The 11664-nt window shown below is 69.5% G+C and carries 12 protein-coding genes; 9 read left to right on the forward strand and 3 right to left on the reverse strand.

All coding sequences use genetic code 11. The annotated features are described in order from the left end of the window. Positions 1-12 precede the first annotated feature (12 nt). The 6 genes from ACYVOK_RS33620 to ACYVOK_RS33645 are packed head-to-tail and all read left to right on the forward strand — an operon-like array spanning position 13 to position 5455. The gene (locus ACYVOK_RS33620; RefSeq protein ID WP_460666632.1) at positions 13-1263 is read left to right on the forward strand and encodes an acyl-CoA dehydrogenase family protein; all 1251 of its coding nucleotides are present in this window, start codon (positions 13-15) and stop codon (positions 1261-1263) included. Next, positions 1260-2045 (forward strand): SDR family NAD(P)-dependent oxidoreductase, encoded by a 786-nt coding sequence (locus ACYVOK_RS33625; RefSeq protein ID WP_460666633.1) that lies wholly within the window; start codon positions 1260-1262, stop codon positions 2043-2045. The genes ACYVOK_RS33620 and ACYVOK_RS33625 overlap by 4 nt, the downstream gene beginning before the upstream one ends. Continuing rightward, the gene (locus ACYVOK_RS33630; protein WP_460666634.1) at positions 2038-3084 is read left to right on the forward strand and encodes a phosphotransferase family protein; all 1047 of its coding nucleotides are present in this window, start codon (positions 2038-2040) and stop codon (positions 3082-3084) included. Before ACYVOK_RS33625 ends, ACYVOK_RS33630 begins: the two co-directional genes overlap by 8 nt. Next, positions 3085-3753, forward strand: coding sequence for a histidine phosphatase family protein (locus ACYVOK_RS33635; protein ID WP_460666635.1), 669 nt, complete (start codon positions 3085-3087; stop codon positions 3751-3753). Positions 3754-3761: 8 nt separating this feature from the next. After that, complete coding sequence (locus ACYVOK_RS33640) at positions 3762-4505, forward strand: SDR family oxidoreductase (RefSeq protein ID WP_460666636.1); 744 nt, start codon at positions 3762-3764, stop codon at positions 4503-4505. A 2-nt stretch (positions 4506-4507) separates the two neighbouring features. Then, on the forward strand, positions 4508-5455 hold the full coding sequence (locus ACYVOK_RS33645) for an LLM class F420-dependent oxidoreductase (protein ID WP_460666637.1): 948 nt from the start codon (positions 4508-4510) through the stop codon (positions 5453-5455). Here ACYVOK_RS33645 and ACYVOK_RS33650 read toward each other — a convergent pair. Genes ACYVOK_RS33650 through ACYVOK_RS33660 form a run of 3 tightly spaced genes read right to left on the reverse strand, consistent with a single transcriptional unit; the run spans position 5448 to position 8438 of the window. Beyond that, entirely contained in the window at positions 5448-5870 is a 423-nt protein-coding gene (locus tag ACYVOK_RS33650) for an MmcQ/YjbR family DNA-binding protein (RefSeq protein ID WP_460666638.1), read from the reverse strand. The two genes, ACYVOK_RS33645 and ACYVOK_RS33650, sit on opposite strands and share 8 nt — an antisense overlap. Positions 5871-5878: 8 nt before the next feature. Further along, positions 5879-7735 carry a sensor histidine kinase gene (locus ACYVOK_RS33655; RefSeq protein ID WP_460666639.1) on the reverse strand — a complete coding sequence of 619 codons (1857 nt, stop codon included), beginning with the start codon at positions 7733-7735 and terminating at the stop codon, positions 5879-5881. After that, the gene (locus ACYVOK_RS33660) at positions 7725-8438 is read right to left on the reverse strand and encodes a response regulator transcription factor (protein ID WP_460666640.1); all 714 of its coding nucleotides are present in this window, start codon (positions 8436-8438) and stop codon (positions 7725-7727) included. The genes ACYVOK_RS33655 and ACYVOK_RS33660 overlap by 11 nt, the downstream gene beginning before the upstream one ends. 113 nt (positions 8439-8551) lie before the next feature. Between ACYVOK_RS33660 and ACYVOK_RS33665 the strand changes: the two genes are divergently transcribed. The 3 genes from ACYVOK_RS33665 to ACYVOK_RS33675 are packed head-to-tail and all read left to right on the forward strand — an operon-like array spanning position 8552 to position 11597. Further along, positions 8552-9616 carry a hypothetical protein gene (locus tag ACYVOK_RS33665; RefSeq protein ID WP_460666641.1) on the forward strand — a complete coding sequence of 355 codons (1065 nt, stop codon included), beginning with the start codon at positions 8552-8554 and terminating at the stop codon, positions 9614-9616. After that, positions 9613-10908, forward strand: a complete 1296-nt coding sequence (locus ACYVOK_RS33670; protein WP_460666642.1) for a peptidoglycan-binding protein — start codon at positions 9613-9615, stop codon at positions 10906-10908. The genes ACYVOK_RS33665 and ACYVOK_RS33670 overlap by 4 nt, the downstream gene beginning before the upstream one ends. After that, positions 10905-11597: an ABC transporter ATP-binding protein gene (locus ACYVOK_RS33675; protein ID WP_460666643.1), complete on the forward strand. Its 693-nt coding sequence runs from the start codon at positions 10905-10907 to the stop codon at positions 11595-11597. The genes ACYVOK_RS33670 and ACYVOK_RS33675 overlap by 4 nt, the downstream gene beginning before the upstream one ends. The last annotated feature ends 67 nt before the right edge of the window (positions 11598-11664 follow it).

Raw genomic sequence — 11664 nt, forward strand, 5'->3', positions numbered from 1 at the left:
GGAGGGAGTCTGATGGAGTTCGAACATTCGGCCCGCGCCACCGAGTTGATCGGCCGGGTGGACGAGTTCATCAGGACCGAGATCGAGCCGGTCGAGGCGGAGGTGCACGCCGCGATCCGGACTGCCGCCGACCGGTGGCAACCGCTGCCGGTACTGAAGGAACTCCAGGCGAAGGCCCGTGCACAAGGGCTGTGGAACCTCTTCCTCCCGGTGGCCGAGCGGGGCAACGAGCAGTACGGCGAGGGCCTGTCGAACGTGGACTACGCCCCGATCGCCGAGCTCACCGGCCGTTCCTTCCTTGCGCCGTACGTCTTCAACTGCAACGCGCCGGACACCGGCAACATGGAGGTCCTGCTCCGCTACGGCACGCCCGAGCAGAAGAAGCAGTGGCTGGAACCGTTGCTCGACGGCACCATCCGGTCGGCGTTCTGCATGACCGAGCCGGACGTCGCCTCCTCGGATGCGACCAACATGGCCGCGACCGCGATCCTCGACGGCGACGAGGTCGTCGTCAACGGCCGCAAGTGGTGGAGCACCGGTGTGGGGCACCCGGACTGCGAGCTGCTGATCTTCATGGGCCTCACCGATCCCGACGCGCACCGGTACGCACGCCACACGATGGTGCTCGTCCCGCGGAACGCCCCCGGCGTGAAGGTGGAGCGACTGCTCCCGGCGATGCACCAGTACGACGAGCCGCACGGCCACGGCGAGGTGTCGTTCACCGACGTCCGGGTGCCGGCGAGCAACATCCTGGTCGGACCCGGTCGCGCCTTCGAGATCGCGCAGGGCCGGCTCGGTCCGGGACGCGTCCACCACTGCATGCGGCTGATCGGACTGGCCGAGAGGGCGCTGGAGCTCGCCCTGCATCGCGGGACCAGCCGGACGGCGTTCGGCAAGCCGCTGGTGAACCTGGGAGGCAACCGGGAGCGGATCGCGGACGCCCGGATCGCGATCAACCAGGCCCGGCTGCTCGTGCTCCAGACGGCGTACCTGCTGGACACCAAGGGGCTGGCCGGCGCCTTGAGCGAGGTCAGCCAGATCAAGGTCGCCGTGCCGCGGATGGCGCAGGACGTGATCGACATGGCGATCCAGTTGCACGGCGGCGGTGGGCTGTCGGACGACTTCCCGCTCGCGGCGGCGTGGACGAGTGCGCGGGCGCTCAGGTTGGCGGACGGACCCGACGAGGTGCACCGTGGAGTCGTCGCCAAGCTCGAGCTGGCGCCGTATCTCGGCCGGAATCAGGTGCATCAGGAGGCGAAGTGAGCCGTGTGCTCGTCACCGGCGGCGCCAGTGGCCTGGGCGCCGCGCTGGTCTCGCAGTTCCTTGCCGAAGGCCACCAAGTGCTCCGGACCGACGTCGCGGCGGACGCGCCGGACGACCGGGCGCCGTACCTGAAACTCGACGTGCGCAGCCCGGAGGACTGGGTGAAGGCGGTCGAGTGGTGTGAGCAGAACTGGGGCGGCCTCGACATCCTGGTCAACAACGCCGGGATCGCAACCGGCGGCCGGATCGACGTCGAGTCGCTGGACGAGTGGGACCGCGTCGTCGACGTCAACCTGATGGGTGTGGTCCGCGGCTGCCGGGCGTTCACGCCGGTGTTCAAACGGCAGCGGTCCGGCCACATCGTCAACACCGCGTCCGCGGCCGGGCTCGTGCACCCGCCGATGATGAGCTCGTACAACACGGTGAAGGCCGGTGTCGTCGCGCTGTCCGAGACGCTGTCGCACGAGCTCCATCCGTACGACGTGTCGGTCTCGGTGGTCTGCCCGTCCTTCTTCCGGACCAACCTGGCCGACTCGATCCAGGGCGCGGACACCGCGATGGGTGCGACCGCGCGGCAGTTGATCGAGAAGTCGCCGCGCTCGGCCGAGGAGATTGCCGCCGGGGTGATCGCGGGGATCAAGAAGAAGCAGTTCCTGATCATTCCCGACCGGCCCGCGCTGATGGCGTGGCGGACCAAGCGGTTCGCCCGGCCGCTGTACGACCGCCAGATGCGCAAGATCGCCGCCCGCGCCCGGGAGCGGGCCGAGTCCGATCATGAGTGATGGCGCCCGGGCGGTCCGCGCCGAGGACGCCTTCGACGTTCCCGTCGTCGACTCCTGGCTTCGGGAGCGCACCGAGTTGCCGCCCGGCCTGCCGGAGGTCAGGCAGTTCTCCGGCGGCGCCTCCAACCTGACCTACCTGCTGCGGTACGACGGTCACGACTTGATCCTGCGTCGCCCGCCGGCCGGAACGAAGGCCAAGGGCGCGCACGACATGGGCCGCGAGTACCGCATCCAGGCGAGCCTGAAGCCGGTGTTCCCGTACGTGCCCGAGATGGTTGCCCATTGCAATGACCCCGGACTGATCGGCTCCGAGTTCTACGTGATGGAGCGGATCGACGGCACCATCCCGCGCCGGCAGGAGCTCGGTGTCGACCTCACCCCGGAGCAGACCCGGCAGCTCTGCTTCACCGTCATCGACACCCTCGTCGACCTGCACCAGGTCGACGCGGACCGGGCCGGGCTCTCCGACCTCGGCCGCGGCGCCGGATACGTCGAACGACAGGTGACCGGCTGGACCGACCGCTACCGCAAGGCGAAGACCTGGAACGTCCCCAGCTACGAGCGGGTGATGGCCTGGCTGGCGGCGAACCGGCCCGACGACGTCGGCACCTGTGTCATCCACAACGACTTCCGCCTCGACAACGTCGTCCTCGCTCCGGACGACCCGTTGAAGGTGGTCGGCGTACTCGACTGGGAGCTGGCGACGCTCGGCGATCCGCTGATGGATCTCGGCAGTGCGCTCGCGTACTGGGTCCAGGCCGACGACGACTGGGCGTTCCGCCGGTTCCGGTTGCAGCCGTCCGATGCGCCCGGGATGCCCACGCGCGACGAGATCGTGCAGTACTACGCCGAGCGGTCCGGACTGAAGCCGGAGAACTGGGCGTTCTACGAGGTGTTCGGCCTGTTCCGGCTGGCCGTGATCGCGCAGCAGATCTACTACCGCTACCACCACAAGCAGACCCGGAACCCGCGGTTCAAGAACCTCTGGCTCCCGGTCAACCTGCTCGAGCGGCGCTGCCGCCGGATCATGAGGGGCTGAATGCCGACCGTCTACCTGATCCGGCACGCGCAGGCGTCGTTCGGCAAGAGTGACTACGACCGGCTCTCGCCCAACGGCGAGCAGCAGGCGGCTCTGCTGGGCAAGGCGCTGGCCGGGCGCGGTGTGTCGCCAGACCTGGTTGTGTGCGGGTCGATGCGGCGGCACGCGCAGACCGCGGCGCTGGCACTCCCGGACGCGGCCGCGGACGTGGACAAGGGGTTCGACGAGTTCGACCACGACGAGGTCATCGTGGCGCACAAGCCCGCCTACCGGCGGCGTGCGGTGATGCTGGCCGATCTGGCCCGGACGGGTCATCCCGGCCGTGCGTTCCAGCAGATGTTCACCGCCGCGACCGAACGCTGGACGCTCGGCGGCGACCAGTACACCGAGAGCTTCGCCGACTTCTGCGACCGCTCCGAAGCGGCAGTACGCCGTACCGCGGAGCGGCTCGGGAAAGGTGAGACGGCGGTGGTCGTGACCTCGGGCGGACCGATCGCCGCGGTGGTGAGCCGGCTCGTCTCCGGCGGCGACGGACTCTGGCTGAAGCTGAACCCGGTCACGGTCAACACCGCGATCACCAAGATCGTGTCCGGTCGCAGCGGGCTGACCATGGTCAGCTACAACGAGCACGGACACCTCGACGGCACCCAGTTGCTCTCTTACAGATAGGGACAGTGATGCGACGCAACATCCTGATCACGGGGGCGAGTTCGGGGCTGGGTGAGGAGATGGCCCGGCAGTTCGCGGCCAAGAGGCACAACCTGGTGCTGACCGCGCGGCGTTCGGACCGGCTGCAGGCGTTGCGGGCCGAACTTACCGAGCGGCACCCCGGGATCACCGTTGTCGTTCACACGCTCGACGTGAACGACCACGAGCAGGTCTTCGAGGTCTTCCGCAAGGCGGACGCCGAACTCCCCCTGGACCGGATCGTGGTGAACGCCGGCCTTGGCAAGGGCGCGCCGCTCGGGACCGGCCGGTTCGACGCGAACCTGCAGACCGCGATGACCAACTTCGTCGGTGCACTCGCCCAGGCCGAGGCCGCGCTCGAACTGTTCCGGGCCCGGAACGCCGGCCACCTCGTCTTCATCTCCTCCATCTCCGCGCTGCGCGGCCTGCCGAAGACCGTGACGACGTACGCCGCGACCAAGGCCGGGCTGGCGTCACTGGCCGAGGGACTGCGGATGGAACTGCTCGGCACGCCGATCACGATCAGCACGATCTTCCCCGGCTACATCCGGTCCGAGATGAACGAGCACGTCGCGAACACCCCGCTGATCGCCGACACTGTGCCCGGCGTGCGCGCGATCGTCGCGGCGATCGAGGCCGAGAAGGCGAAGGCGTACGTGCCGCCGTGGCCGTGGAGCCCGCTCGCCCGGGTGATGCGGTACGCACCGCTGCCGTTGCTGAAGAGGATGATCTGACGATGCGCTGGGGCCTGACCGTTCCACTGACCGGGGTACCGCTGCGGGACCACCGGCCGCTGATTGCCGAGCTGTCCTCGCTGGGGTACACGGACCTCTGGTCGGCCGAGGTGGCCGGGGCGGACGCGTTCACTCCGTTGGTCCTGGCGTCCGAGTGGGACGACCGGTTGCGGCTGGGGACGGCCGTCGTACCGGTGCACACGCGCGGACCGGCCGCGCTGGCGATGAGTGCGGCGGCACTGGCGGACCTCGCGCCGGGGCGGTTCGTGCTCGGGATCGGTGCGTCGTCGGAGACGATCGTGACCGGGTGGAACGGGATCGCCTACGACCCGCCGCTGGCCCGGACCCGCGACGTCCTGCGGTTCCTGCGGCTGGCGTTCGCCGGGGGGAAGGTGGACGGCGAGTTCGACAGCTTCACCATCAGGCGGTTCCGGCTGGAGAAGGCGCCGGACGTGCCGCCGTCGATCATGCTCGCCGCGTTGCGCCCGCAGATGCTCCGGCTGGCGGCCCGGGAAGCGGACGGGGCGATCACGAACTGGCTCTCGGCGGACGACGTACGCCGGGTCCGCGCCGAGCTCGGGTCGGACAAGGAGCTGGCGGCCCGGATCTTCGTCTGTGTCACCGAGGACGCGGAGATGGCCCGCAACATCGGCCGCTTCCTGATCGCGACCTATCTGACCGTCCCCGGGTACGCCGCGTTCCACGACTGGCTGGGTCGCGGTGCGGCCATGAAGGAGATGCGGGAAGCGTGGGCGGCGGGTGACCGCAATGCCGCGATGGCCGCCGTACCCGTCGAGGTCATCGACGACCTCGTCGTGCACGGCACTCCGGCGCAGTGCCGGGAGCACATCGACCGGTACGTCGCCAACGGCCTGGACACCCCGATCATCGCCACCCTCCCGACCGGCACCGACCTGCTGGAAACCGCGCGGTCGCTGGCGCCTAGCTGAGCCGGTGGGCCTTGAGCCAGTCGGCGGCCCGGCGTTTGGAGGCGCGGCACAGCCAGGCGTCCTGGATGACCTCGGTCAGTTCCTGCTTGGTCAGCTTGCCGATCTCGCTGCCGCGGACCAGCACCGACGGGTGGCCGTTGAAGTGCGGCGTGGTGAAGAACGGGTTCGACTCGTCCGACACCAGGGCGAGCTTCTCCTCCTCCGACTCGACCCAGATGACGATCACGTCGCCGTACCGCTCACCGCTCACCGGGTCGAACGCGTCCGGCCGCGGGTTCCGGAAGAACACGAACGACTTCCCGCCGACCTGGTAGACCGGGCGATCGTTCCCCTCCTTCTTCCAGACGGTGACATGCGGCATCCCGAGCGCCACCTCGTGCACGTCCGCGACGCGCGCCTTCCTCGACCTGGCCACGGGCCGAGTTAACCAGCCGGGATCCAGATCGTGAAAGTGGAGCCGGAACCGAGGCGGCTGGTCACGGTGATGCGGCCGTCGTGAGCCTCGGCCAGATGCTTGGTGATGGCGAGGCCCAGTCCGCTGCCGCCGGTGGTCCGGCTGCGGGACTGTTCGGCGCGGTAGAAGCGGTCGAAGAGGTGTGGCAGATGCTCCTCGGCGATGCCGGTGCCGTTGTCGGTGACCGTCAGGTTGTAGCCGTCGGACACCCGCCGTACGCCGAGAACGACGCGACCGCCGGACGGGGTGAAGCGGATCGCGTTCGAGACCAGGTTGCCGAGAGCCTGACGGATGCGGGCGCTGTCCACGGACGCCATCGCGGGACCATGGACATCGGCCGTCAGCGACACCCCGGCCGTCTCCGCCGCGTGCCGGTGTGCGGACACCACTTGTTGTGCGAGCTCGGACAGGTCCCGTGGGGCCTTGTGCAACCGCAGCATGCCGGCGTCCGCGAGCGCGAGGTCCTGCAGGTCGGCGACCAGATGCTCGAGCAGTCCGGTCTCCTCCAGCAGCGAACTGACGAGCTCACGATCCAGCGGTACGACGCCGTCCTCGGACGCGACCAGATAGCCCTTGATGTTGGCCAGCGGGGTCCGCAACTCGTGCGCGACATCGCTCACCATCGCCTTGCGCTGGTGGTCGTGCCGCTGGATCGACTCGGCCATCGCGTTGAACGCGTGCCCGAGCCGGGCCACCTCGTCCTTCCCGGTCACCGGTACCCGGGCCGCATGGTCGCCGTTCCGCATCCGCTGCGCCGCGCCGGTCAACGCCACGATCGGCCGGACCAGCCGCCGCCCGGCGAACACCATCACCAGCGCCGCGATCAGCAACACCCCGAGTGCGGTCGCCGCGGTCCGCAGCAGCCCTTCCCCCGAGAACACGTTGAACGTGTCCCTCTCACCGAGGTAGAGCTTCGCCGACGGAGCGACGTACGGCGCCAGAGCCTGCGCCCTGGCCTCGGTGGTGCAGGTGACGAGCGCCTTGCTCACCGGCGTGTCCTTCGGCGGCTCGAGGTATCGCAGGCCATCGACCTCGGTGATGCCGTACTTCTCCCCGGCGGCGTCGAGGCACGCGGTCGCGCGGCGGATCTCGTCGTCGTTCACCACCTTCGCCTTGGCACTCGGGGCCCGGAGCCCGGGCGGCGTGCACTTGTCCACGGTGGCCTTGGAGAACTCCATCACCGGCGTGCCGTTCACGGTCTTCTCGGACTCCACCACGACCTGCGGAGTGTTGCGGCCGCCACTGGCCACCGACGCGACCTTGCCCTGGGCGCGGTAGCACTCGGCGGCCTTCTCGGCGAGTCGCTCCCGCTCCCGGAGCTCCTCGTCGGTGAAGCCCCAGTCCGGGTAGTTCGGGTACGGCGGTGCGACCGCCCCGGTCACCACCAGGTCGTTCGCCTTGCCGGCCAGCGCCGCCTTCCGGCCCGCGACCAGACTCAGCGCCCCGGCCAACTTCGTGGACCCGTCGTTCCGCACGTCGATCGTTGCCGCCGGCACCGACGGGAGCTCCGGACCGGCGCCGAGCATCCGGGCCGAGTCGGCGATCACGCTGCCGTCCGGTTCGGTCAGGGCGATCCGGCGGCCGAGATCGTCGGCCAGGTCGTGCACGAGTCTGTCCACACCCGACCAGTTCGGGTGATCGGCGGCGTACTTCGACAGCTCGGCGTAGATCCGGCCGTCGACCTGCAACTGCCCGGTGTTCGCGTCGATCTCGCCCTGGAGCTGCTCCGAGGTGCTGTACGTGGCGATCAGCGCGGTCGCGATCACCGCGCCGAGGGCCACCGCGAGCGACAGCCCGAGGAACCGGACCAGCACGCTACGACGCATCGGAGGTCACCACCTTGTCGGCCAGCTTGTAGCCCACGCCGTACACGGTCTTCAGGTACGCCGGGGCGCTCGGGGACGACTCGATCTTCTTCCGGATGTTCATCACGTGGACGTCGATGGTCCGGTCGAACACGTAGTGGTCGAAGCCGAAGGCGTGCTCCAGCAGTTGCTGCCGGGAGAAGGCCCGCCCGGGTGAGGCCGCCAGGCAGGCCAGGATCTTGAACTCCGCCGGTGTCACCTCGACCAGCCGATCGGCCAGCCGGACCTCGTGCCGGACCGGATCGATCTCCAGCTCGCCGACCCGGTACACCTCGCCCTCGGACCGGCTCCGGGTCCGCCGCAGTACGGTCCGGACCCGGGCGACCAGTTCGCGCGGGTTGTACGGCTTGGTCAGGTAGTCGTCCGCGCCCAGGTCGAGGCCGAGCAGCAGGTCGTCCTCGGTCGAGCGGGCGGTCAGCATGATGATCGGCACGTCTGCGCCGGTGTCGCGATCGGCCCGCAGGACCCGACAGACGTCGAGCCCGTCGACCTTGGGCATCATCACGTCGAGCACGAGCAGGTCGGGGCTGCGCCGGCGGGCCTCGTCGATCGCGGCCCGCCCGTCGTGCACCACGACGGTGAGATGCCCCTCCCGCTCGAGATACCGCCGGATCAGCTCCGCCTGCTTCAGGTCGTCTTCGGCGACGAGGATCCGGGCTGGCATGTCCCTCAATGTGGCTGATGTTCATGAGAATCCGATGAAGATCGGCTGAGAGCATCGGGTGCAAACGGCTCCTTCACAGGTTCTTCACGGCCCCGGCGGCACGCTCCACAGCCATGAGAACCTCACGAAAAGCACTCACGGTGGTCGCCGTCCTGGCGCTGGCCGGCTGTGGAAACTCCAATGACCCCGGTGCGGGGACCGGTGATCAGAAAAGTGACAAGAGCCCGCTCGCGGAGTACATGGGTGAGGGTTTCGTCAGCTCGCCCGGCGGCGGGATGCAGATGGCGGTCCGGGCCGGCGGCGGGAACGAGCCGACCGAGGAGGAGCTGGCCAAGCAGCGCAAGGTCGAGGACGCGACCGCGGCCTGTATGAAGGCGGCCGGGTTCGAGTATGTCCCGGTCCCGCCGGAGTCACAGCCGAAGAGCAAGTTCAACGACGCGTTCAACCTGCCGCCGGACAAGTTCGCCGAGCAGTACGGCTACGGCATCAGCACCATCGACTGGTCCGAGGCCGGCGCCGACGGTGACGACAGCAACCCCAACACCAAGATCCGCGACGCGCTGTCGCCGAACGCGCGGAAGGCGTACGACAAGGCCCTGAACGGGCCGAACGCGAACGGCAACGGTGCGATCGTGATCGCCCCGGGGGAGGGTGAGGGTCCGAAGAACAGCGGCAAGATGGACCTCGGCTGCCGGGGCAAGGCGGTCGAGGAGGTCTACGGCAAGGGCCAGGACCGCGAGGCCGAGTTCAAGAAGTACGAGAGCCTGTTCAAGGACATCCAGGCGCTGGCGAAGCGGATCGAGGACGACCCGCGGGTGGTCGACGCCACCAGTGCGTGGGCCGACTGCCTGGCCGAGGCCGGTCAGGCCGGGTACAAGAAGATCGACGAGCCGCGGACGAAGGTCAGCCAGAAGCTCGACGAGCTGACCGGCAACCAGCAGAACGGCAGCGCGCCGGGCAAGAAGATCACCGGACCGCCGTCCTTCGACAAGGTGGACGCGGCCAAGCTGGCCGAGCTGCGCAAGTTCGAGATCGACCTCGCGGTGGCCGACCAGAAGTGCCGGGCCAAGGTGTACGACGAGGCGTACAAGACGGTCCAGTACGAGCTGGAGAAAGAGTTCGTCGAGCAGCACAAGGCCGAGCTCGAGGCGTACCGCGACGGAATGGCGAACCGGTGACCGCTTCGCCCAAGTCCCGCCGCCGGGTGCTGGTCGGTGTGTCCGCCGTCGCCGCGGTCTCCCTCGGCGTGGGGGTGGCCGCCGGCAGCCGGATCACGTCGCCGGAGGACGCCGCCGCCAAGACCGCGCCCCCGAAGGCGTCCCAGATCACGGTGCCGGTGGAGAAGAAGGCCCTGTCCAGCAAGGTCGTCGGCCGCGGCGACGCCTCGTTCGACGGCGCGGTGAACATCCGGGTGGAGACCAGCGGCCTGACCACACCAGCGATCGTGACCGGGAAGGTCCCGGCGGTCGGGTCGACCATCACCGAGGGCAAGGCCCTGCTCGAGATCACCGGCCGCCCGGTCATCGGCCTCGCCGGCGTCCTCCCGATGTACCGGACGCTGGCGCCGGGCAGCAAAGGTCCGGACGTCCTGCAGCTCGAACAGACGCTGGACCGGCTCGGTCTCGACCCGGGCGACGTCGACGATGAGTACGACACCGACACGTCGGAAGCGGTCGAGCGGCTGTACGAGAAGGCCGGGTACGACGCCCCGGAGCCGGAGGAACGGCTCACCCAGGCCGTCGACGCCGCGAAGAAGAACGTCGACGCGATGCGGAACGCGCTCCGCCAGGCGCAGGCCCAGCTGAAGCAGGCGAAGGATGCCAAGGCCCGCGACACGTCGGTCCAGCAGGGCGCGGTCGACGATGCCGAGGAGAACCTGGCCGACGCGCAGGAAGCCCTGAACGAGGCCGAGTTCAAGGCCGGTACGCCGCTGCCGGTGTCGGAGATCGTCTACGTGAAGACGCTGCCGCGCCGGGTCGACGACGTGAAGGTCGAGCGCGGCGGCACGGTCAACGGCGTGGTCATGTCGGCCAGCGGCGCCTCGCTCGTCGTCACGCTCAAGGTCGACGCCCAGACCGCCGAGCGGCTCAAGGCCGGGATGGCCGCGACCCTCGACCTCGGCGAAGGGACGGCGGTGGCCGGCAAGGTCCGCCGGATCACCAAGAACGGCGACCAGTACGACGTGGTCGTCGCACCGAACACGCTGACGGCGCGGCAACTGGCGCTGTTCCGGGACGCGAACGTCCGGGTGACGATCCCGGTCAAGAGCACGGCCGGCAAGGTCCTCGCCGTACCGGTGGCCGCGTTGTCGTCCGGACCGGACGGCGGCTCCCGCGTCGAAGTCCTGCGGGACGGCAAGGTCGAGCTCATCCCGGTCACGGTCGGGCTGTCCGCCGACGGTTATGCCCAGGTCACGCCGAGCGGCGACGCGAAGCTGGCCGAAGGCGACCAGGTGGTGGTCGGACGATGACCGCGACCGCTGTTGCCCTGCCCGCGCCGGTGGTGGAGATGATCGGCGTACGGCGGTTCTTCCCCGGACCACCCGAGGTGCGGGCGATCCGGGACGTCGACCTGACCATCGGGCCGGGGGAATACCTCTCGATCGTCGGCCCGTCCGGATCCGGGAAGTCGACGCTGCTGCACCTGCTCGGGCTGCTCGACAACCCGACCGGTGGCGTCTACCGGCTGGACGGCGTCGACACGATGAGCCTGCGCGAGCGGCGTCGCGCCGTACTGCGGGGTGAACGGATCGGGTTCGTGTTCCAGTCGTTCCACCTGCTCGACCACCGGACCGTGCTGGAGAACGTCGCGCTGTCGATGGTGTACGTCGGCGTGCCGAGACGCGAGCGGCTGGCCCGGGCACGGGTCGCGCTGGAGCGGGTCGGGCTCGCGCACCGGATGGACTTTGCCCCGACCACGCTCTCCGGCGGTGAGCGTCAGCGGGTTGCGATCGCCCGGGCGCTGGTCGCGGAGCCGAGCCTGCTGCTCGCGGACGAACCGACCGGCAACCTCGACAGCGCCAATGCGGAGGCGATCCTCGAAGTGTTCGACGAGTTGCACCACGAGGGGATGACCTTGGCCGTCATCACCCACGACGACCACGTCAGCAGCCGGGCCCAGCGGCAGGTCCGCATCGTCGACGGAACCCTCCAGTGGTAACCCCCGAAGCAGGCCCCCCGGATCCCGCCGGCGGGCCGTCCACCTCACCCCCCACCGGGTCGCCCTC

This window comes from Kribbella swartbergensis (genome assembly GCF_054784135.1).

Excerpts from the sequence above, each read along its gene's own strand:
- ACYVOK_RS33645 (WP_460666637.1), top strand. The coding sequence starts at position 4,508 with ATGCGCTGGGGCCTGACCGTTCCACTGACCGGGGTACCGCTGCGGGAC.
- ACYVOK_RS33635 (WP_460666635.1), top strand. The coding sequence starts at position 3,085 with ATGCCGACCGTCTACCTGATCCGGCACGCGCAGGCGTCGTTCGGCAAG.
- ACYVOK_RS33675 (WP_460666643.1), top strand. The coding sequence starts at position 10,905 with ATGACCGCGACCGCTGTTGCCCTGCCCGCGCCGGTGGTGGAGATGATC.
- ACYVOK_RS33660 (WP_460666640.1), bottom strand. The coding sequence starts at position 8,438 with ATGCCAGCCCGGATCCTCGTCGCCGAAGACGACCTGAAGCAGGCGGAG.
- ACYVOK_RS33655 (WP_460666639.1), bottom strand. The coding sequence starts at position 7,735 with ATGCGTCGTAGCGTGCTGGTCCGGTTCCTCGGGCTGTCGCTCGCGGTG.
- ACYVOK_RS33665 (WP_460666641.1), top strand. The coding sequence starts at position 8,552 with ATGAGAACCTCACGAAAAGCACTCACGGTGGTCGCCGTCCTGGCGCTG.
- ACYVOK_RS33640 (WP_460666636.1), top strand. The coding sequence starts at position 3,762 with ATGCGACGCAACATCCTGATCACGGGGGCGAGTTCGGGGCTGGGTGAG.
- ACYVOK_RS33630 (WP_460666634.1), top strand. The coding sequence starts at position 2,038 with ATGAGTGATGGCGCCCGGGCGGTCCGCGCCGAGGACGCCTTCGACGTT.
- ACYVOK_RS33620 (WP_460666632.1), top strand. The coding sequence starts at position 13 with ATGGAGTTCGAACATTCGGCCCGCGCCACCGAGTTGATCGGCCGGGTG.